This window comes from Micromonospora sp. NPDC049275, assembly GCF_043197115.1.
Taxonomy (GTDB): Bacteria; Actinomycetota; Actinomycetes; order Mycobacteriales; family Micromonosporaceae; genus Micromonospora.
Map to the genome: position 1 here is coordinate 923,183 of NZ_JBICSN010000001.1, position 19,480 is coordinate 942,662.

The 19,480-nt window shown below is 72.3% G+C and carries 20 protein-coding genes and 2 tRNA genes; 9 read left to right on the plus strand and 13 right to left on the minus strand.

Going from position 1 to position 19,480, the window contains the following annotated elements; genetic code table 11:
* Nucleotides 1-23: 23 nt before the first annotated feature.
* Both ACGFIE_RS04335 and ACGFIE_RS04340 read right to left on the minus strand, forming a co-directional pair.
* Complete coding sequence (locus tag ACGFIE_RS04335; RefSeq protein ID WP_393290840.1) at nt 24-470, minus strand: hypothetical protein; 447 nt, start codon at nt 468-470, stop codon at nt 24-26.
* Nucleotides 471-472: 2 nt separating this feature from the next.
* Nucleotides 473-1,240, minus strand: a complete 768-nt coding sequence (locus tag ACGFIE_RS04340) for an SGNH/GDSL hydrolase family protein (protein ID WP_393290842.1) — start codon at nt 1,238-1,240, stop codon at nt 473-475.
* Nucleotides 1,241-1,515: 275 nt separating this feature from the next.
* On the opposite strand from ACGFIE_RS04340, the gene ACGFIE_RS04345 reads away from it, so the two are divergent.
* The 6 genes from ACGFIE_RS04345 (at nt 1,516) to ACGFIE_RS04370 (ending at nt 7,198) form a co-directional block, all read left to right on the plus strand.
* The gene (locus ACGFIE_RS04345) at nt 1,516-2,655 is read left to right on the plus strand and encodes a transporter substrate-binding domain-containing protein (protein ID WP_393290845.1); all 1,140 of its coding nucleotides are present in this window, start codon (nt 1,516-1,518) and stop codon (nt 2,653-2,655) included.
* Nucleotides 2,541-3,758 carry a hypothetical protein gene (locus ACGFIE_RS04350; protein ID WP_393290848.1) on the plus strand — a complete coding sequence of 406 codons (1,218 nt, stop codon included), beginning with the start codon at nt 2,541-2,543 and terminating at the stop codon, nt 3,756-3,758. Before ACGFIE_RS04345 ends, ACGFIE_RS04350 begins: the two co-directional genes overlap by 115 nt.
* Before the next feature lie 78 nt (nt 3,759-3,836).
* Nucleotides 3,837-5,606, plus strand: coding sequence for a proline--tRNA ligase (locus tag ACGFIE_RS04355; RefSeq protein ID WP_393290850.1), 1,770 nt, complete (start codon nt 3,837-3,839; stop codon nt 5,604-5,606).
* Nucleotides 5,607-5,662: 56 nt separating this feature from the next.
* A complete protein-coding gene (locus ACGFIE_RS04360; protein ID WP_363680879.1) occupies nt 5,663-6,088 on the plus strand; it encodes a CBS domain-containing protein in 426 nt (141 codons plus the stop codon).
* A gap of 25 nt (nt 6,089-6,113) precedes the next feature.
* A complete protein-coding gene (locus tag ACGFIE_RS04365; RefSeq protein WP_363680877.1) occupies nt 6,114-6,542 on the plus strand; it encodes a SufE family protein in 429 nt (142 codons plus the stop codon).
* A 20-nt stretch (nt 6,543-6,562) separates the two neighbouring features.
* Nucleotides 6,563-7,198 (plus strand): DsbA family protein, encoded by a 636-nt coding sequence (locus ACGFIE_RS04370; protein WP_393290852.1) that lies wholly within the window; start codon nt 6,563-6,565, stop codon nt 7,196-7,198.
* A gap of 39 nt (nt 7,199-7,237) precedes the next feature.
* On the opposite strand, the gene ACGFIE_RS04375 is transcribed toward ACGFIE_RS04370, so the two are convergent.
* The 6 genes from ACGFIE_RS04375 to ACGFIE_RS04400 all read right to left on the minus strand — a co-directional run bounded on the left by ACGFIE_RS04375 (nt 7,238) and on the right by ACGFIE_RS04400 (nt 11,416).
* Nucleotides 7,238-7,786 carry a YbaK/EbsC family protein gene (locus tag ACGFIE_RS04375; RefSeq protein ID WP_393291287.1) on the minus strand — a complete coding sequence of 183 codons (549 nt, stop codon included), beginning with the start codon at nt 7,784-7,786 and terminating at the stop codon, nt 7,238-7,240.
* 83 nt (nt 7,787-7,869) lie between these two features.
* Complete coding sequence (locus tag ACGFIE_RS04380) at nt 7,870-8,064, minus strand: hypothetical protein (protein ID WP_393290855.1); 195 nt, start codon at nt 8,062-8,064, stop codon at nt 7,870-7,872.
* Between the two features lie 37 nt (nt 8,065-8,101).
* Nucleotides 8,102-8,881, minus strand: a complete 780-nt coding sequence (locus ACGFIE_RS04385; RefSeq protein WP_393290857.1) for an SDR family oxidoreductase — start codon at nt 8,879-8,881, stop codon at nt 8,102-8,104.
* A 64-nt stretch (nt 8,882-8,945) separates the two neighbouring features.
* Entirely contained in the window at nt 8,946-9,599 is a 654-nt protein-coding gene (locus ACGFIE_RS04390; RefSeq protein ID WP_393290860.1) for a GAP family protein, read from the minus strand.
* Between the two features lie 52 nt (nt 9,600-9,651).
* A complete protein-coding gene (locus ACGFIE_RS04395) occupies nt 9,652-11,040 on the minus strand; it encodes an MFS transporter (RefSeq protein ID WP_393290863.1) in 1,389 nt (462 codons plus the stop codon).
* Between the two features lie 58 nt (nt 11,041-11,098).
* Nucleotides 11,099-11,416, minus strand: a complete 318-nt coding sequence (locus ACGFIE_RS04400; RefSeq protein ID WP_393290865.1) for a hypothetical protein — start codon at nt 11,414-11,416, stop codon at nt 11,099-11,101.
* 162 nt (nt 11,417-11,578) lie between these two features.
* Here ACGFIE_RS04400 and ACGFIE_RS04405 point away from each other — a divergent pair, with 162 nt between their 5' ends.
* Together ACGFIE_RS04405 and ACGFIE_RS04410 are read left to right on the plus strand one after the other, a co-directional pair.
* Complete coding sequence (locus ACGFIE_RS04405) at nt 11,579-16,051, plus strand: HAD-IC family P-type ATPase (protein ID WP_393291289.1); 4,473 nt, start codon at nt 11,579-11,581, stop codon at nt 16,049-16,051.
* 40 nt (nt 16,052-16,091) lie between these two features.
* The gene (locus ACGFIE_RS04410) at nt 16,092-16,910 is read left to right on the plus strand and encodes an MBL fold metallo-hydrolase (RefSeq protein WP_393290868.1); all 819 of its coding nucleotides are present in this window, start codon (nt 16,092-16,094) and stop codon (nt 16,908-16,910) included.
* Nucleotides 16,911-17,016: 106 nt separating this feature from the next.
* Here the strand turns inward: ACGFIE_RS04410 and ACGFIE_RS04415 are convergent, their stop codons facing one another.
* Nucleotides 17,017-17,361 carry a hypothetical protein gene (locus ACGFIE_RS04415; RefSeq protein ID WP_393290871.1) on the minus strand — a complete coding sequence of 115 codons (345 nt, stop codon included), beginning with the start codon at nt 17,359-17,361 and terminating at the stop codon, nt 17,017-17,019.
* A gap of 103 nt (nt 17,362-17,464) precedes the next feature.
* On the opposite strand from ACGFIE_RS04415, the gene ACGFIE_RS04420 reads away from it, so the two are divergent.
* Entirely contained in the window at nt 17,465-17,854 is a 390-nt protein-coding gene (locus ACGFIE_RS04420) for a hypothetical protein (protein WP_393290873.1), read from the plus strand.
* Between the two features lie 215 nt (nt 17,855-18,069).
* On the opposite strand, the gene ACGFIE_RS04425 is transcribed toward ACGFIE_RS04420, so the two are convergent.
* The 4 genes from ACGFIE_RS04425 to ACGFIE_RS04440 form a co-directional block, all read right to left on the minus strand.
* Nucleotides 18,070-18,145, minus strand: a tRNA-Ala gene (locus ACGFIE_RS04425).
* A 32-nt stretch (nt 18,146-18,177) separates the two neighbouring features.
* The gene (locus tag ACGFIE_RS04430; protein ID WP_007453934.1) at nt 18,178-18,306 is read right to left on the minus strand and encodes a DLW-39 family protein; all 129 of its coding nucleotides are present in this window, start codon (nt 18,304-18,306) and stop codon (nt 18,178-18,180) included.
* Nucleotides 18,307-18,348: 42 nt separating this feature from the next.
* Nucleotides 18,349-18,422 (minus strand) — tRNA-Ile (locus ACGFIE_RS04435).
* 152 nt (nt 18,423-18,574) lie between these two features.
* Nucleotides 18,575-19,480, minus strand: a complete 906-nt coding sequence (locus ACGFIE_RS04440) for a DUF3566 domain-containing protein (protein ID WP_393290876.1) — start codon at nt 19,478-19,480, stop codon at nt 18,575-18,577.

The following is a 19,480-nucleotide window of genomic DNA, read 5'->3' on the forward strand; positions in this document are numbered from 1 at the left end:
ACCGTGGAGCTGGCCCGACCTGTTCAGGTGCGGCGGTGGACGATCCGCCCGGCTACCACGGTCACCAGGCAGGCGCCTTCGACGTCGTGCACCGCGAGGTCGGCCCGCCCGTCCGGACGCAGCGTCGGCGCCACGGCGGTGGGCAGCACCAGCAGGTCGCTCCGGTCGACGGCGGCCCGCAGCGACGGGTCGGCCAGGTGCTCGGCCAGCACCGCCGTCACCCCGTGCCGCAGCAACGCGTGCACCCGCTCGCGCGGGGTGGGCGCCGTCGGCAGCGGGCCGTCGTGCAGCAGGCCCGGACCCAGCACGCCCTGCCATCGGCGTACCCGCACCCCCGCGTACGTCTCGCTCAGCTCGGCCAGCGGGCCCACCGCCTCGACCCGGTCGCCGCCGACCAGCACAGCCTGGCCCGGCACCGGTTCGCCGTCGGGGGTACGCCGGAGCAGCGGCGCGCTGTGCAGGGTGAGCACGCTCAGTCGGTGATCGGCCCGAGCAGCGGGCGCTTCGCGGTCACCGTGTCACCGGACGACCGACCGGTGAGCCGCCGCCTGATCCAGGGGGCCAGGTGCTGGCCGGCCCAGCGCAGGTCGGACGCGCGGGCGGCGAGCCACGGTGACGGCGCCGGATGCGGCGGGACCATCAGCCACTCCTCGTCGCAGCCCACGCCGAGCGCGTTCAGCACCTGCCCGGCGACCCGCCGGTGCCCGGCCGGGGAGAGGTGCAGCCGGTCGGTGCTCCAGAGCATCGGGTTGAGGAAGGTGTCGTCGGCGTACAGGTCGACCAGGATCGCGCCGTGCCGCTCGGCGGTCTCACCGACCGCCTGGTTGAGCAGTTCCACCCGGGGAGCCACGAGACGTTGACCGGGCAGTCGTGCCATCACGTCCGCGAATCGGAACAGCAGCACGTCCGCGCCACCCGAGCGCAGCTGCCGGACGACCTCGTCGAAGCGGGAGACCAACGTGTCCGGGTCGAAACTGCGCCGCAGCACGTCGTTGCCGCCGGCCGCGAAGCTGATCAGATCGGGCCGCATGGCCACCGCGAAGGGCACCTGCTCGGCCACCACGCTGGGGAAGAGCCGCCCCCGGATGGCCAGGTTCGCGTACCGGAAGTCGGGGCCGGCCTCGGCGGCGAGGCGGGTCGCCACCAGATCCGCCCAGCCCCGGTAGGTGCCGTCCGGGTACGCGTCGTCCATACCCTCGGTGAAGCTGTCCCCGACCGCGACAAAACTGCGCCAGCGCACCCCGCGCCCCCCTCACCCGTTGCCTGCGGCGACCAGTCTTCCACCGGAGGTACGCCGGACGGCGCCCCGATCCACCGACGTGGCGGATCGCACTTGATCGACACGAGATCGCCGAAAGCGCGGTATCACTTCGCCTCGGACACCGCGGTTCCGGTGAACTCGTGTGGATCACCCCGGCATCAGTCGGCTATCCGGCTGGCGGCGGAGTGTCGTGGCTCGCATTCAGGCCCCACAATGGGGGCCGGTCACCGGACCGCGCTGTGGGGAGGGCCCAGTTGAGTCAGGCAAGCGAGCCGAGCCCCGCCGGGCCGGCCCCGGCGGTGCCCACATCGCCGCGCAACCCACGGACCCGTCAGATCCGGCTCGTGGGGCTCGTCGTCGCGCTGGCCGTCCTGGCCGCCGCCCTCGTCCCGATCGTCCTCGCGATGGGCCCGCCGACCCGCGACGAACTGCTGGAGGACGCCGGCCTCAAGGGCAAGCAGCAGCTCGTCATCGGCGTGAAGGACGACCAGCCCGGCATCTCCCTGCGGCTCCCGAACAACACCTGGAAGGGCTTCGACGTCGACATCGCGTACATGATCGCGGCGTACCTCGGGTTCGACCACTCCCAGGTGCGGTTCCTGCCGATCGAGAGCGAGGACCGGGCCCGCCGGCAGGCCCGGGACAATGACGGCTTCGTCACGGTCGACCTGGTCATCGCCTCGTACAGCATCAACGCGAAGCGCGAGGAGGAAGGTGCCGTCTTCTCCGCGTCGTACCTGCACACCGAGCAGTCGGTGGTGACCTTGGAGAGCTACGCGGGACAGGTGAGCAGCCTGGAGGATCTGACCGGGCAGACGGTCTGCTCGCTCACCACCTCGACGTCGATCCAGCGACTCGCTGAGGCCGGCGCGAAGCCGGTGGGCCGTAACCGGATCAGCGAGTGCATCCAGGAGATGTACGACGGCAAGGTGAAGGCCGTCACCACCGACGCGGCGATCCTCGCCGGCTTCGTCACCGGGGACCGAGAGGGCACCGACGGTCAACGCTTCCCGGTCACGCTGAAGAACGTGAAGCCACTCAAGCACTGGGACATCGGCTCGTCCCCGCGGGAGCGGTGGGGTGTCAACACCGGCCCCAACAAGGCGCTGCGTGACCTGGTCGACCTCGCCCTCTACGAGTCGGCGAAGGACGAGAACAACTCGACCTGGGAGAACGCGTACAACGCCAACCTGCGTTGGCAGCAGGGATACAACCTCCCGCAGCCGGTCGCGGAGCAGCAGCAACCCGATCCGAGGAAGGTGGAGGTGCGACAGTGGCCGTGGGAGAGGATCGCGCTGCCACCTCCGGCGTACCCCGGATCACCACCATCTCCGACAAGGCCGTCCGCCCGCGCCGGATGGCGGGGGCGCGGCAGGCGCAGCAGTGGCTGCTGACCCTCCTCCCCACCTTCCCCGTCCTGCTCCTGGTGCTGCGACTGTGGCAGCTCAGCCAACAGGACATGTCGACGATGCTGCTGCTGGTCCAGTACGTCAGCCCACTCGGCCTGCTCAGCGCCCTGCTGATCGCCCTGGTGTGGGCGTTCCCCGTGGTCGTGCTCACCTTCGGCGTCCTCGGTCGACTGCTCCGGCTCAGCGCTCCGGACCGGTTCGACCCGGAACGGTCCCTACTGGCCTCCGGGACAGCACGCACCCCGGGCTGGGTGATCACCGCGGCCGTCGCGTTGGGGGCGCTCACCTGGCAGCTCCGCTTCCTGCCGTCGCTGCTGATGCTCGGCCTCTGGCTGCTGGCGCTGCGCACCCGCTACCTGCACCCCGACCAACCGACCCGGATCCTGGTGGTCAGCGTGGCCCTGCCGTTGGCCGCGGCGGTCCTGGCGTACACCGTGCTGGGCCCGGCCATCTGGGCGGCGTACCAGCATGACGAGCTGGCCACCGCCGCGCTGCTGGCGGTGCCGCCCGCCGCCACCCTGCTGCTCACCGGCCCGATCCCCGGCTGGATCGCTCCGACACTTACCCACGGCCTGGCGTTCACTGTCGCCGCCGTGCTTCCGGTGGTGATGGGCGCGGTCTTCCTCCGGGTGCCGCTGCTGCCCACCGCCGCCGTCGAGGTGGTCCCGAAGGAATCGACCGCGACGGCCCCGCAAGCCTCAGCCTCGTCGGCCCCGGGCGGCCCGGCCACGCGCTCGTCGGGAGGCGCGGCCTCGGCCGAGGCCGTGACCGTTCCGGGGGACGGCGGCGCGGCAACCCCGGACGGCCCCCCGTCGGCCGCCGACGGCCGGCAGGTGGTGCTCGGCGCGCTCATCGCGGTGACCGACACGTCGACGATCGTGCTGGACCGGACCGCCACCGTACGGTTCCTGCCCAACGGGTGGGTCGAGTCGCAGGTCCTCTGCCCACAGCCGGCGGCGGTTCCGTACAGCCTGGTGTCGGTACGTGGCTGGCCGGTGGAGGAGACCGCGCTGAACTGGATGATGCCCCGGCGGCCGGTGGTCGACCCGGACGTCCGCTGCGAGGGCCGCCTCCCCGGCGTCAGATGACTCCAGCGGCAACCTGCCGTCGGGCAACGCGGCCGAATTGGATCGTGGAGTCGGGACTCGCGGTACTAATCTGCGCGAATGCTGCTACGCATGTCGACCCTGTTGCTGCGGACCCTGCGCGAGGATCCGGCCGACGCGGAGGTGCCGAGCCATCGGCTGCTGCTGCGCGCCGGTTACATCCGTCGCGCCGCACCGGGCGGCTACACGTGGCTGCCGCTGGGCAAGCTCGTGCTCGACCGGATCACCGAGGTGGTACGTGCCGAGCTGGTCGCGATCGGCGACCAGGAGGTGCACTTCCCGGCGCTGCTGCCCGCCGAGCCGTACCGGACCAGTGGCCGGTGGACGGAGTACGGCGACCTCCTCTTCACCCTCGCCGACCGGCGCGGCGCCGAGCACCTGTTGGCGCCCACCCACGAGGAGATGGCGGCGCTGCTGGTCAAGGACCTGTTCACGTCGTACCGGGATTTTCCGGTGACGCTGTTCCAGGTGCAGACGAAGTTCCGCGACGAGGCGCGGCCCCGGGCCGGCCTGCTGCGTGGCCGGGAGTTCCTGATGAAGGACGCGTACTCCTTCGACCTGGACGAGGCGGGGCTGCGGGACGCGTACGCCCGGCACCGGGCGGCGTACCAGCGGATCTTCGACCGGCTGGGCCTGGACCACACGGTGGTGCACGCGATGTCCGGTGCGATGGGCGGCTCGGCGTCGGAGGAGTTCCTGGCCGCGACCCCGGTCGGTGAGGACACGTACGTCGGTTGCACCGCCTGCGACTACGCGGCGAACACCGAGGCCGTCGTCACCCGGGCACCCGCCGCCGGCGACCCCACCACCGCGCCCGCGGCCGAGGTGTACGACACGCCGGAGACCGCGACGATCGCCAGTCTGGTCGAGGTGGCGAACGCCCGCCGCCTCGGTGACCGGGACGACTGGAGCGCCGCCGACACCCTGAAGAACGTGGTGTTGACCGTTCGTCAGCCGGGCGCCGAGCGGGCCGAACTCCTGGTGATCGGGCTGCCCGGTGACCGGGAGGTCGACCTGAAGCGCCTCACGGCCGCGTTGGAGCCCGCCCAGGTGGCCGTCTTCGACGAGTGGGCCGAGCATCCGGAGCTGGTGCGCGGGTACATCGGGCCGCAGGTGCTCGGCAAGCTTGGTATCCGCTACCTCGTCGATCCCCGGGTGGTGACCGGCTCGGCGTGGCTGACCGGGGCCAACGAGCCGGGTCGACACGCGACGGGCGTGGTCTGCGGGCGGGACTTCACGCCCGACGGCACGGTGGAGGCGGCCGAGGTGCGGGCCGGCGACAGGTGCCCCGCCTGCGGCGACGGCGAGCTGACCATCCGGCGGGGCATCGAGATCGGGCACATCTTCCAGCTCGGTCGCCGCTACACCGACGCGTTCGCTGTCGACGTGCTCGGGCCGGCCGGCAAGCCGGTCCGGCCCACAATGGGTTGCTACGGCATCGGGATCTCCCGGGCTGTCGCGGCGATCGCCGAGCAGCACCACGACGACCGGGGACTCGTCTGGCCGGCGGCGGTCGCGCCGTGCGACGTACACCTGGTGGTCGCCGGCAAGGGCCCGCAGCTGGACGCGGCGCTGGACCTCGGCGGACGCCTGGCCGCCGCCGGCCTGCGGGTGCTTGTCGACGACCGGACGCACGTCTCGGCCGGGGTGAAGTTCACCGACGCGGAGCTGATCGGCATCCCGCGCACCGTCGTGGTCGGCCGCCGACTGGCCGACGGGTACGTGGAGTTGCGCGAGCGGGCCGGCGACGGGCGCGCGGAGCTGCCGGTGGACGCCGTGGTGGAGCGGATTGTCGACGAGGCACGCCGGGAGCGTGGGAACCTGGTGTAGCCGCCGCGTCACGGGGTAGTGCAGTCGGATCGGGTGATACGTCTTCGGAGGATCTCATGACCGGTTACCGGGTCAGCGACGTGATGACCAAGCAGGTGGTGTACCTGTCGGCCGAGACCACCCTGGACGAGGCGGCCAGGGTGATGAAGGAGGCGGACATCGGCGACGTGGTGGTCACCGACGGCGCCACCCTCGCCGGCATGCTCACCGACCGGGACATCGTGGTCCGGGCGGTGGCCGAGAACAGCTCACCGGCGTCCACCACCATCGGCTCGATCGTCACCCGCGAGGTGGTCATGATCGAGCAGCACTGCACGGCGGGTGAGGCCGCGGCGCTCATGCGGGACCGGGGCATCCGCCGGGTGCTGGTCTGCGACAGCGACCGCAAGCTGGTGGGGATCGTGTCGCTCGGCGACCTGGCCATGCAGCTCGACCCGACAAGCGCGTTGAGCGAGATCAGCGAACAGTCGCCGACGGTCTAGGAACGGCCGGCGGTAGCCTCGACTCATGGCTGACATGCCGGCCCGACTGGCCGAGATCGTCGACGAGTTCGCTGCCGCGCCACGCGACCTGGTGCTGGAGATGCTGCTGGAGTACGCCGACGTCATCCCGCCGCTTCCCGCCGACGCTGCCGGGCACGAGGGCATGGAGCAGGTGCCCGAGTGCCAGACAGCGTTCTTCCTGCGCGCCCAGGTGGCAGCGGACGGGACCGTCGAGACCCTCTTCGACTGCCCGCCGGAGGCGCCCACCACCCGGGCGTTCGCCGGGATCCTCGCCGAGGGTCTGGCCGGCGCGAGCGCCGAGGAGGTACTGGCCGTGCCGGACGACCTCTACCAGCGGATGGGCCTGGCCCAGGCGATCAGCCCGCTGCGGGTACGCGGCGGCACGGCGATCCTGGGCCGGCTCAAGCGGCAGGTCCGGGAACAACTCGACTGAGCGGGCAGTTGCCACCGATCATGGAGATCGAGATCTACGCCGACGTCGTCTGCCCGTGGTGCTACCTCGGCAAGCGACGACTGGATGAGGCAATCGCCCGCTACGACGGCGAGGTGACCGTCCGGTACCGGCCGTTCCAGCTCGACCCGTCGCCGGTGCCGGCGCCCCGCCCGGTCATCGACGCGCTGGCGGAGAAGTTCGGCGGGCCGGAGCGCGCCCGGCAGATGATCGCGCGGGTGGTCCAGGCCGCGGCGGGTGACGGGCTTCGGCTGGACTACGACCGCGCGGTGGCCGCGAACACCTTCGACGCACACCGCCTGGTCGCCTACGCCGCCGAGCACGGTCGGGCGGCCGAGATGGTGGAGGCGCTGTACCAGGCGCACTTCACCGAGGGCGTCGACCTGGGCTCGCGGGAGGCGCTCGCCACCGTCGCCGGCGGCATCGGTCTGGACGCCGCCGACGCCCGTCGGTTCCTCGACTCCAACGAGCGGGCCGCCGAACTCGCCGCCGAGTTGGCCGCCGCCCGCGACCTGGGCATCACGGGCGTACCGACGTTCGTGCTGGCCGGAAAGTACGCGGTGAGCGGCGCCCAGGAGACGGAGACGCTCCTCGCCGCGCTGGCCGAGGTCGAGCAGCGGGAGGCCGCGGCGCGCTAGCGATGTTTCACGTGCAACGGTATTGATGTCGGCAACTGGTCAGGCAGGCCTGGCCAGGCCCTCCACCACCTGCGCACCCGGCAGCGCGCCCAGCGCCGGCCCCGGCAGCGCGATCTTGCTGTGCCGTACGCCCGAGCCGATGATCACGTGCGGGGTGGCGATCACCCGCGCGTCCACGAGGATCGGCCACTGGGCCGGCAGCCCGATCGGGGTGATGCCGCCGTACTCCATGCCCGTCAACTCGACCGCGTCGTCCATCGGGGCGAAGCTCGCCTTGCGCACGTCCAGCGCCCGCCGGGCCACGCCGTTCACGTCGGCCCGGGTGGTGGCCAACACGATGCAGGCCGCGTAGCGGACCACACCCTCGCGCTTCCCGGCCACCACGACACAGTTGGCCGACACGTCCAGCCCCACCTCGTACGCCGCACAGAACGCCGCCGTGTCGGCGAGATCGGCGTCGATCGGCGCGACCAGCACGTCGTCGACGTCCACCGGCGCGTCGGCGGGCCACTGGGCGATCGCCTCCGCCACCGGCGCGGCGAGCAGATCCAGGCGGGCTCGGGCCGGTTCGGTCTTCAACGTTCCCATCACGGGTGCGATCCTCGCACCCGCGCCGCCGGATCGCCCGCCGACTCCCGGGCCGTCTCGTGACACCACCTCCACGTCGCGGCTCAACTGCCGGCGAGGAACGCGTTGTCGCGCAGGAAGGTTTGGTCGCGGGCGGCCGCCAGTTCCTCCTCGCGCCGGGCTCGGGCCCGCTGCAGTTCCAGGTCCTCCAGCGCGTGCCGGACACCCAGCCGGATCACGCCGTAGAGGAAGACGAAACCGAAGACGTAGAGGATCACCGTGGTGACGACAACGAACATGGCGTCACCGTAAGACGAACGTGAACCGACATCCCTCTCATCTCCGCGTGGTTCCCCCGTACGTGTCCGCGAGGTGGTCGGCCCAGGTACGCGTACCGCGCGGCAGCGCCTCGGTGACCAGCCCACCGGCGCGCAGCTCACGCCCGAGCCGGCCGGGAATCCGTACCGGCAGCAGCGGTCGGCGTGACCCCCGCGCCTCCCGCCAGGCACGGACCGCCTCGTCGAAGCGGAGCACCTGCGGCCCACCGAACTCCTCGATGCCACCGAGCGGGCCGGCGGCCAGCCGGGCCGCGAGCCGGGCGGCCACCTCACCGGGGTCGACCGGCTGGGCGAGCACCGCCCGGTCACCGAGCACCGGGCCCAGCCGCGCGCTGGCCGCCACCAGCTCGTCGAGGAACTGGGGAAACTGGGTGGCGCGCAGCACCGACCACGGCACCGGACCGGCCGCGACCACCTGCTCGGCCGCCAGCTTGTGCCTGTAGTACGGGATCGGCACCCGGTCCACCCCGACGATCGAGATGTAGACCAGGTGCGGGACGCCGGCCGTGGCGGCGGCCACCACCAGCCGACGGGTGCCCAGCACGTCCACCTGGTGCGTACGCCCCCTGGGCGAGGACGCCAGGTGCAGCACCGCGTCCACCCCGGTCACCGCCTCGGCCAGCCCGTCCCCGGTGGCCAGGTCGACCACTACCCACTCGACGTCCGAGCCGGTACGCGGCCGGCGGCTGCTGGCCCGCACGCTCATGCCGTCGTCGCGCAGCCGCGCCAGCACGTCGCTCCCCAGACGACCACCAGCCCCGGTGACCAGAACCCTCATCGTCCCCTCCTCCTCCGCGGACCCGTCGTGCTGATGACGGCCGCGCGACGGCACACGTGACGGCTCACCCCGAGCGGATCAGGTCCAGCACTGTCAGCAGCGCGAAGAACGCGATCACGATCTCGTTGACGATCCAGGAGTGCCCCTCGGCCCACTCCCGCATCCGGGCCAGCACCCGCGCCGCCTTCTGCCCGAGCAGCACCAACGCCAGCAACGGCACCGCGAGCAGGAGCACGGTGAGCAGCACGAACGGCACCAGGTGCCACCACGGGAGGTCGTGTCGGGCCACTGTCGCGCCCACAGTCGCCATGGTGAGGTCGTCGGTGGGTGTCACCACGAAGAGGAGCGCCCCCGTCCGCGCGGCCCAGCGTGGACCGGCGTGGCTGACGCTGCCCAACCAGCGCGGTGGCCCGGACCGGTTGCGGCGCAGCCAGACCACCAGGGCCAGGCTCACCAGCAGCGCGAGCACCACCAGGTCGATGGCCGGGCCACGATCGATCCTGCTGGCGGCCTCGCTGGCGTCGGTCGCCAACCCGCCCAGCAGCCGGGTCAGCAACCAGCTCACTGCCACCCCGGCGGCGACCACCAGGCCGGCGCCGGCGAGGAAGCCCAGCGACGCGGCCCGGGGCCGGTCGGACGACGCGAGGAAGACCGCCACGACCAGTTGGGTCCCGGCGACCATCACCACGGCCAGCGGCAGGACGGTCAGGAAGTTCATCGCCTGCCATCCTCGCGCCCACCCCGCACGGACACGGCGGATCCCCGGCGGATCACCCACCCGGCCGTGGGGTCCCGTCCACCACCACCCGGCCGGCCAGCAGCACGCCGAGCAGTGCCAGACCGGCCGCCACCACCAGGGTCACCACGTAGCTGGCGGAGCCGGGCGCGCTCCCGGCGGCCAGGACGGCACCGGTGAGCGCCAGCACGGTCGCCGCGAAGAGCGAGTCGCCCAGTTGCAGCGACGAACTGTTGCGCCCCTGCTCACCGGGTGCCGACAACTCCAGGGTGAGCACCGACAACGACGGGTACAGCAGGCCCATGCCGAGCCCCGCCACCGCCCAGCCCAGCACGGCGACGGCCACCGGCAGCTCGGGTCGCACTACCAGCGCCACAGTCGCGGTGCCGGCCGTGATGCAGCACAACCCGACGCGGGGCAGGGTGGCCCGGGAGGCCGGCTGCGCAAAACGGCCCTGTGCCCAGGAGCCCACCGACCAGGCCAACGCGCCCACCGTGAGAACGAGGCCGGCCGCGGTCGGCGACAGTCCCCGCTGCCGGGAGAGCATCAACGGGATGACCACCTCCGCGCCGACGAACGCCGCCGACGCCAGACCACGCAGACCGACAACTGTGGGCAGCCCGCGGGCCGCCCGCAGGAACCCCTGTGGCAGCAGTCGCGGAGCGCAGACCAGCAGGCCGGCCAGGGCGACCGCGATCACCGCCGGGGCCGCCGCGCCGCGCTGCTGTCCCCCGATGTGCAGCAGTGCGGCGCTCACGCCCGCCCCACAGGCCCAGCCGATGCGGGCCACCGCGCCGGCCGGCGGCCGGGTCGGCACGGTCCGGTCGAGCGACCGCAGGCCCGGCTGGATCAGCAACACCGCCGGGACGGCCACCGCCGGCACCACGAGAAAGACCCAACGCCAGCCCAGGTATTCGACAATCAGACCGGCGAGCGCCGGCCCGACAAGCGACGGTACGACCCACGCCGCCGCGAACGCGGCGAAGATCCGCCGATGCAACTCCTCCGGGTACGCCTGCCCGACGATCACGTAGAGCGCCACCGACAGCAACCCGGAGCCGAACCCCTGTACGACCCGTCCGACCACCAGCGCGGTCATCACCGGCGCGGTCCCGGCGATCAGCAGCCCGACCACGAACCACCCGACGCCGTGCCACATCGGTCCTCGTGGCCCCCGTGCGTCACACCAGATCCCGGAAACGACCATGGCCAGCACACCGGCGGCGAACGGGCCACCGAACGCGATGCCGTACAGCGCCAGACCGTCCAGGCTGCGCGCGACTGTCGGCATGGCAGTGCCGACCGCCAACGCCTCGAACGCCAGCAGCGACACCAGGGCGACGCTGCCCACAGTCATCGCCCGCAGCCGGGGTACGAACAGCCCCGCGGGGGCCGGTACGGGGGTGACGGTTCGGCTCGACATGCACCGAGCCTGCGACCTCAACCCGCATTCATGTCAACAGGTGGTGACCCGGCTCTCGTCAGGCTTCCTGGAGCGCCTCCCCGACGCCGCGTACCAGTCCCGACAGGTGCTGGTCCGCCAGGACGTGCCCGGCGGTGATCACCAGGGCGAGCGGCCATTCGATCACCTGCAACGCGGCCAGCACACCGAGCCCGGCGTAGTAGGCGATCTTGTCCGGTGGTGGCACCGCCACCTCGCCCAGCATCGGCAGCTCGAACCGTCGGCGATACATCCGGACGTTCTCGTGTGCGCCGTTGAGATGTCGCGTCAAGGTGCTCATTCCGGCCTCCCCCGTGTCCGGTAGTGGTCGTCGGTTTCCACAGCCCACCCCGTCCATGCGCGGCCGACCCCGCAAAGTTCCGGCGCTCCAAGGGGCATAACGGACGCCAGGTCGGGAAGCCAGGCCGCCGGACGTGAAGCGGTGGGAGGACGAGATGACCGACGGCACCAGCAGCGACAACGGGACGTCGGGTCGGCGTCCGTCCGGCCGTACGCCTCGATGACGGCGGCGGGTCGCGTCGCCGGCCGCCTCCTGCCGTCCATCGGCGTGCCGCACCTGGTCGGGGAGGCGTCCCGGACCGTCGGGTCCGCGGCGACCCGGCTGGCCCGGACGGCAGGGCTGACTCGGCGTCGCGTCTGGTCGCGCCCCGGCCGACACCACATCGAGGTGCACGGCGTCTGTCAGGACGGCGGCGATCGGTTGGCCCGGCAGGTGGAGACCGCGTTGGAGCGGGTGCCCGGAGTGGCCTGGGCCCGGGTGAACGCCCCGTCCGGCCGGGTGGTGGTGGCCGTACAGGCGCCCGAGCCGAGACTGCGGGACCTCATCGCCACCATCGACCGGATCGAGCGGACCTGCGACCACGAGCCGGACCCGGAGATTCCGCCCCCACACCCGCCGGAGGAGGGGCCGCGAACCCCACGCACACTGGGCGCGCTCGCCTCGGACGCGCTGGGCCTGACCATCTCGGCGGCCACCCGACTCCTCCCGTTCGCGCCGCTGCCCGGCGAGGTCGCCGGCCTGCTGGCCGCCGGTGACCTGCAACCGAAGCTGCACGCGTTCGTGGGCCGGCGGCTGCGCTCCGACCCCCGCGCCGACGTCATCTTTCCGCTGGCCGAGGCGGTGGTGCAGGGTCTGACCGGCCGTTGGACGGGGATCGTTCTCGACGGCGCCCAACGGATGGTGCAGTGGAGCGAGGCGCGGGCCCAACTCACCGCGTGGGAGAAGGCCGAGCCCCGGCTGACAGGTGACCCGGAGCGCGCCACCGCGCGGTGGCCGGCGGTCGACCGTCCCCGCCCGAAGCCGGACGGCCCGGTCGAGCGCTACATCAACCGGATGTTGGCCGCCGGCACGGCGGCAGCGGTCGCCGCGACGCCGTTCGCCGGGCGCAAGCGAGCTGCCGCGCTGGGCCTGTCCGCGCTGCCCAAGGCCCCGGGCAGCGGGCGCGAGGGGTACGCGGCACAGCTCGGCCGGGTCCTCGCCCGGCGCGGGGTGATCGCGATGGACCGTGGCGTGCTGCGGGAGCTGGACCGGATCGACACGCTGGTGCTGGACGCCGCGGTGCTCGGCTCGGAGCGGGGCGTCCTCGCCGACCTGGCCCCGGCGTCCGAGGTGGACATCGACGAGGTGGCGGATCGGGCGTTCGCGCTCTTCGATCCGACCGACCCGACCGGTTCACGGGAGCGGGACGGCTGGCGGCTGGCACCCCTGGACCACCTCCCGGCGGTCGGTCCCGGTGACGTACCCGACGGCGAGCGGCTGCGCGCGGCGGGCGGGCAGTTGCTCGGGCTCACCCACTCCGACCGACTCGCGGCACTGCTGCGGGTCGAACCCGAGCCCGCGCCGGGTGTCGACGGCCTACCGGCCGCCGCCCGGCACGCCGGCCTGAAGCTGATCGTGGCCGGCGGCGACGATCAGCGGTACGGCTTCGCCGACGCGCTACTGCCCGGCGGGGATCGCCTGGCCGACTCCGTACGCGCGTTGCAGCGCGACGGGGCGGTGGTGATGCTGGTCTCCGGGGACCGGGCGGCGCTCGGCGCGTCCGACTGCGGGCTGGGCATGTCCGCTCCGGACGAGTTGCCCCCGTGGGGAGCGCACCTGCTGGTCGGCACCGACCTGCGGGTGGTCGCCCTGGTCATCGAGGCGACCGGGGCGGCCCGGCGGATGACGCAGCAGAACATCAAGCTCGCCATGGCGGGCACCGGACTCGGGGCGCTGGGCGCGTTCACCGCCCCACCGACCCAGCTGCCACACCGGTCGCTCGTCGCGGTCAACGGCGCGGCAGGGTTGGCCTTCGCCAACGGGGTCTGGCAGGCCCGCCGGTTGCCCGACCGGTCGGACACTCCGGCGCCGGTGGCGACCGCCTGGCACCTGATGCCGGTCCGGACCGTGCTCGACCGTCTGGGCACCACGCCGGACGGGCTGGCCAGCGCGGAGGCGCACCGCCGCCACGACGGCCAGGGGCCGGGCGGCGGCGACACACCCGCCGGTGGTGGCCTGCTGCGGGCGTTCCTGGACGAGTTGTCCAATCCGCTCACCCCCGTACTGGCCGCCGGTGCGGTGCTCTCCGCGTCGTTCGGCTCGCTTGTCGACGCCGCGTTGGTGGGCAGCGTCGTCGGCGGGTCTGCCCTGATCGGGGCGGTGCACGAACGCAACACCGAACGGTCGCTGGCGGAGCTGCTGTCCCGTTCGGCGGTGACCGCGCGGGTCCGCCGCGACGGCGCCGAGCGGGTCGTCGCGGCCGAGGACCTCGTCCTCGGAGATGTCATCACCCTCGAACCGGGAGACTCGGTACCGGCGGACTGCCGGGTGCTCGAATCGGTCGGGTTGGAGGCGGACGAGTCGTCGCTGACCGGCGAGTCGCTGCCGGTCGCCAAGAGCAACCGCGCTGTCGTCGCCGCGGCCATCGCCGACCGGCACTCCATGCTGTACGAGGGCACCACGGTCGCCGCCGGCCACGGAACCGCCGTGGTGGTGGCGACCGGCGTCGACACCGAGTCCGGGCGCAGTCTGGCGCTGGTGAAGCAGGCGCCTCCGACCAGCGGAGTGGAGGCCCGGCTCGGCTCGTTGACAAGCGCCGCCATCCCGTTGGCCGCCGGGTCGGCGATAGCGGTGGCCGGCGCGGGACTGCTGCGGGGCGTACCGCTGGCCGAGACGGCGGCGACCGCAGCGAACCTCGCCGTGGCGTCGGTGCCCGAGGGGTTGCCGTTTCTCGTCAGCGCCGCGCAGCTGGCTGCCGCCCGGCGGCTGGCCGAGCACGGTGCGTTGGTCCGCAACCCGCGCACCATCGAGGCGTTGGGCCGGGTCGACGTGCTCTGCTTCGACAAGACCGGCACCCTCACCGAGGGTCAGTTGCTGCTCGCCGGGGTCGGCGACGGGGTCGGCGACCGGTACGCCCCGGTGGACCGGCTCGACGACCGGCTCCGGTTGACCCTCGCCACGGCGCTGCGGGCCACCCCCGCCGCGGCCAAGCCGGAGGATTTGGCGTTGCAGACCGACCGGGCGGTCCGGCGGGGCGCCGCCACGGCTCAGGTGGTGGAGCAGACCGGCGCCGCCGGCTGGCGCGCGGCCGGTGGGCTGCCGTTCGAGCCGTCCCGCGGCTACCACGCGAGCATCGGTGAGGCCGAGGGTCGCCTGCTGCTGAGCGTCAAGGGCGCCCCGGAGACGGTGCTGCCGCGTTGCGCGACACGGCGTATGGACGGTCGGCAGGAGCCGCTCGACGACGCCGGCCGCGCGGAACTGCAACGCCTGCTGGCCGACCGGGCCGGAGCGGGGCACCGGATCCTGGCCGTCGCGGAGTGCCAGGTGGACGCCGGGCAGGTCACCGACGCGGACGTCCGCGGGTTGACCTTCGTGGGGTTCCTGGCCCTCGCGGACGGGGTCCGGGAGAGCGCCGCCCCGGCGGTACGCCGGATCCGGCAGGCAGGCGTCCACACCATCATGATCACCGGTGACCACCCGGCCACGGCCGAGGCGATCGCCGCCACCATCAGCGAGCACGACGAACAGCGGGTGGTCACCGCCACCGAACTCGACCAACTCGACGACGACGCGCTCGCCGAACGGCTGGCCCACACCGACGTGGTGGCCCGCTGCACCCCGGCGCACAAGGTACGCATCATCCAGGCGTTGCAGAAGTGCGGGCGCACCGTGGCGATGACCGGCGACGGCGCCAACGACGCTCCGGCGATCCGGCTGGCCGACGTCGGCATCGCCCTCGGTCAACGCGGCACACCAGCGGCCCGGGCCGCCGCCGACCTGGTGGTCACCGACGACCGGTTGGAGACCATCATCGCCACACTGGTCGAGGGCCGCGCGATGTGGTCGTCGGTCCGCCACGCGTTGAGCATCCTCGTCGGCGGCAACCTCGGCGAGATCGCGTTCAGTGTGCTCACCGCCGCGGTGACCGGCCGTTCCGCCCTCACCGGCCGGCAACTGCTGCTCGTCAACCTGCTCACCGACCTGGCGCCGGCGTTGGCCATCGCCGTCCGCCCTCCCGCCTCGGACCGCACCGACGGGCTGCTCCGGGAGGGCCCCGACCAATCGCTCGGCGAGACCCTCACCAGGGAGATCGGGCTCCGCGCGGCGTCCACCACGCTGGGCGCGACTGTCGGCTGGACGTTGGCCCGGTACACCGGACGCCAGCGCCGGGCGGGAACTGTCGCCCTCGTCTCGCTCGTCGGCACCCAGCTCGGCCAGACCATCCTGGCCGGCGGCACCAGCCCGGCCGTGCTGGCGTCCACGGCGGCGTCGCTGGGAGTGCTGGTCGTGGTGGTGCAGACGCCGGGGGTGAGTCAGTTCTTCGGCTGCACGCCGCTCGGCCCGGTGGGCTGGACGATCGGCGCCGGATCGGCGCTCGGCGCGACCTTCGCCAACGGGGCGCTCACCAAACTGGTGGAGCATCTCCCGTCGGCGCGACCAGACCTCGCGCAGCCCGGTCCCGAGGAGACCGCCCCTTCCGGGGCTGAGGCTTGAGCGGGACCGGCTGGGGTACCGGAGCCGGAGGGAGGTGCACATGACGGCCGAGCATCCACAGGTGACGTTCATCGGCACCGCGACGACAGTGTTGCGGATCGGCGGGTTAACCCTGCTGACCGACCCCAACTTCCTGCATCGCGGCCAGCGGGCGTACCTCGGAAAGGGTCTGTGGTCGCGCCGACGCACGGACCCGGCGCTGGGGATCGCCCTGCTTCCCCACCTGGACGCCGTGGTCCTGTCCCACCTGCACGGCGACCACTTCGACCGGGTGGCCCGCCGGGAGTTGGACCGAGAGCTGCCCATCGTCACGACGCCCGCCGCCGAACGCAAGCTGCGCCGCTGGGGCTTCCGCGCCGCCGAGGGCCTGCCGACCTGGTCGTCACGAGAGCTGCACCGCGACGGTACGACAGTCCGGCTGACCTCGATGCCCGGCAAGCATGGCCCCGGCGCGCTGGACCGGCTGCTGCCCGACGTGATGGGCACGATGATCGACGTGGAACGCGGCGGGCGGCGCGAGTTCCGGCTGTACGTCACCGGCGACACGCTCAACCGGCCGCTCCTCACCGACATCCCCGAGCGCTACCCGGACATCGACGCGATGCTGATCCACCTCGGCGGCACCAAGATCGCCGGAATCCTCGTCACCATGGACGCTCGGCAGGGCGCCGACCTGGTGGAGTTGGTCCGCCCGAAGCTGACCGTGCCTATCCACTACGACGACTACCCGGTCTTCCGCTCCCCGCTGGCGCACTTCGTCGACGAGGCCCGCCGCCGCGGCTGGGTTCGGCAGGTACGCACCATCGCCCGCGGCGAGACCGCGCCCCTCACGCCGCCCGCCCTCACGCCGCACGTGTGAACGGTCGCTCGCAGCGGAGGCCGCTGGCCTTCGCCAGCCGACCATCACCGGCGACAAGTGGGCAGGCCAGCAACTCCGCCGCCGCGACGGGGCGAAGCCCCACGGTCTACCGAGTGGGCGGAAGGACCCCGTCCGCGGTGTATCGCTCTCCTTCGTCGCCCTGGAGGTTGGCTCGCAAGTCCTCGGCGAGGGCTCCGAACTCCCGGTAGGGGTCGCTGTCGAAGTGACCCTCGATGTTGATGCCACCTTCGAACCAGGTCAGCGAAACCACGCTTCCGTCAACGCAGGTGTACTCGAAGATGGGCTGGCGGTCCTCGTCCCAGCCGAGCCATCCGGCTGCCCTGAGCGCGGGGTTGCTCTCCGCGTAGGACAGCCATTCCTCCGGAGCGATGGGATTCTCTTCGCTGTCGTAGTACTCCTCGGCCCGGCTGATGTGTATCTCGTATCCCACGCTTCCTCCGCGTAGTGAGCTGCCCCCGACATGATCCTCAAGGCGCTCGCGGAGGCCTTCACGGTGGCCGACGGCAGGGGCCGCGGTGAGGGACAATGCGCCGATGGACGATCACCGACGCTGCCGTCTCTCCGTCAGCGACGACGAGCTGGAGTTTGCCGGTCCGCCGGCTGCGCTCCGCGCCCTCAGCCGGCTGCTACGCCATCATGCTGAGCCCCTTGAGGTGGCGGTGACCGACGGGGCCGTCAGTCAAGAGGCGACCGCGGGCCCGCTGCTTGTCAGTCTGCAAGGCGGGACCAGGCTGCATTTCTCCGGCGGGCGTGAGTATCTCGACATTATCTGGGACGCGCTCGATGGTGTGGCTGAGCAAGCCGAGACCGCCGATGACCGGACCGTCCACCGGCATCAGCACATCGAGTATTTTCCTGGTGACGACTACCGCGCGCCGGACTCAGTCCCATTGGTCATCGCGTCCGACTGGCCAGAAGCGTAGGTGCAGGACTGGGGTGCGGTGGCACTGACTGTAACCAGGGCAACTGAGCAACCAAGGCCGACTGTCGCGCATGTGCTGGGACTGATCTGTCAAGCATCAGGTGGGACTAGACAACTGCTACCTGTGCTCGGCCGACCGCTTCGGGTGAGGGTGACCCAGCGAGGACGGGTGCGATGCCGGCCGCGATCGCGGTGGTGAGACGACTTCGTGGAGGTTGGTGGAGCCCAGGGGACTCGAACCCCTAACCCCTGCCTTGCAAAGGCAGTGCTCTGCCAGTTGAGCTAGGGCCCCGTGAGCGGCGACGGCGTCATCGCCGCCGGACGTCAGCGCAGGTCGGGCGCGGTGGTCGCCTCGTGCCACAGGGCACGCTCGTCGTTGGCGGCCTTGACCTTGTTGAAGACGACGGCAGCCACGCCGACGACGCCGGCCAGGATCAGCAGCTTCTTGAACATGGGGCGACCCCTCGCGCTCGACTAGCGTCGGACGATGTGCGGTGGGGCTAGATGGAATCGAACCATCGACCTCAGAGTTATCAGCTCTGCGCTCTAACCGACTGAGCTATAGCCCCGCGTTGCGACGAGCAAGATTAACCCATGCGCTCCGCCGGCCCCAAATCGGGGTCCGACCCTGCGAGCCGGGCCGTCGCCGCCTGCAAAACCTACCCGAGCACGGGACGCCGGAGCGACCGCATTCCGCGGTGCCCCGGCGCCCCGGTCACACTCAGTCCCGCTCGGCGAGCGTCAGCTCGATCCCGCCGACGAGGTCGGCGCAGACGTTGTAGACGAACGCTCCCAGCGTGGCCAGCGCGGTGAACAGCACCACGTTGACGAGGCCGATAAGCGCCGAGCTGAGGATCACGCCCTTGGCGGTGATCTGGAAGCCGTTGGTGCTCTGCCCACCGCCCGCGTTGACCAGGTCGCTGAGGCTGTCGTTGACGCTCTGGAACACGCCCATCGCGTCCAGCGCCAGGTAGAGCACCGACGTGGCGACCACCACGACGATGAACAGCACCACCGAGACGGCGAACGCGAACTTCATCACGGACCAGGGGTCGATCCGCTTGAGGTTCAGCCGGGCCCGACGCGGTCCGCGAGACGCCGCCGAGCTGACCGAGGTACGCGCGGCGCGTACCGCCTCACCGACGCGAGCGGCCCCGACGGCCGACGTGTTGCCGATCCCCGGCGGCAGGCCACCACCGCTCGCGGGCCGACCGCCGGCGGCCGTACGCCCCGGGTCCGGCTGGCCCATGCCCGGCATGATCCGGGGCTGGGTGCCGGTGGACCCGGTCGATGTCGCCTGACCGGGTCGGGTGTTGATCGGCTGGGTGGTCGTCGGCCGAGCAGGGGTCGGTGCGGCCGCCGTGGGGGCCACCCCGGCGGATGTCGGTGCCTCGGCAGCCGACGTCTCGGCCTTGGCGTCGCCCGAACCCCCGTCCTCGCCCGGCTGCTCCGGGGGAGGTGTCATGCCGGGAGCCCGGGTGAATTTCGGGGCAGGCGCGTCGGCGGGAACCGTGGCCCGGCCCACGGCCGCGCGGCCGGTCGCTGGTGTGCCGCCCTTGGCGGCCTCCTCGTCGACCGGGTTGGCCGAGGTCCCCGTGTTCCCCGACTTCGCCTGTGTCTCCGTCAT

Bases quoted from the DNA above. Each gene is read 5' to 3' on its own strand.
- ACGFIE_RS04355 (WP_393290850.1), top strand. From the start codon at position 3,837: ATGCTGCTACGCATGTCGACCCTGTTGCTGCGGACCCTGCGCGAGGAT.
- ACGFIE_RS04360 (WP_363680879.1), top strand. From the start codon at position 5,663: ATGACCGGTTACCGGGTCAGCGACGTGATGACCAAGCAGGTGGTGTAC.
- ACGFIE_RS04365 (WP_363680877.1), top strand. From the start codon at position 6,114: ATGGCTGACATGCCGGCCCGACTGGCCGAGATCGTCGACGAGTTCGCT.
- ACGFIE_RS04370 (WP_393290852.1), top strand. From the start codon at position 6,563: ATGGAGATCGAGATCTACGCCGACGTCGTCTGCCCGTGGTGCTACCTC.
- ACGFIE_RS04375 (WP_393291287.1), bottom strand. From the start codon at position 7,786: ATGGGAACGTTGAAGACCGAACCGGCCCGAGCCCGCCTGGATCTGCTC.
- ACGFIE_RS04380 (WP_393290855.1), bottom strand. From the start codon at position 8,064: ATGTTCGTTGTCGTCACCACGGTGATCCTCTACGTCTTCGGTTTCGTC.
- ACGFIE_RS04385 (WP_393290857.1), bottom strand. From the start codon at position 8,881: ATGAGGGTTCTGGTCACCGGGGCTGGTGGTCGTCTGGGGAGCGACGTG.
- ACGFIE_RS04390 (WP_393290860.1), bottom strand. From the start codon at position 9,599: ATGAACTTCCTGACCGTCCTGCCGCTGGCCGTGGTGATGGTCGCCGGG.
- ACGFIE_RS04395 (WP_393290863.1), bottom strand. From the start codon at position 11,040: ATGTCGAGCCGAACCGTCACCCCCGTACCGGCCCCCGCGGGGCTGTTC.
- ACGFIE_RS04400 (WP_393290865.1), bottom strand. From the start codon at position 11,416: ATGGACGGGGTGGGCTGTGGAAACCGACGACCACTACCGGACACGGGG.
- ACGFIE_RS04405 (WP_393291289.1), top strand. From the start codon at position 11,579: ATGACGGCGGCGGGTCGCGTCGCCGGCCGCCTCCTGCCGTCCATCGGC.
- ACGFIE_RS04410 (WP_393290868.1), top strand. From the start codon at position 16,092: ATGACGGCCGAGCATCCACAGGTGACGTTCATCGGCACCGCGACGACA.
- ACGFIE_RS04420 (WP_393290873.1), top strand. From the start codon at position 17,465: ATGGACGATCACCGACGCTGCCGTCTCTCCGTCAGCGACGACGAGCTG.
- ACGFIE_RS04430 (WP_007453934.1), bottom strand. From the start codon at position 18,306: ATGTTCAAGAAGCTGCTGATCCTGGCCGGCGTCGTCGGCGTGGCTGCC.
- ACGFIE_RS04440 (WP_393290876.1), bottom strand. From the start codon at position 19,480: ATGACGGAGACACAGGCGAAGTCGGGGAACACGGGGACCTCGGCCAAC.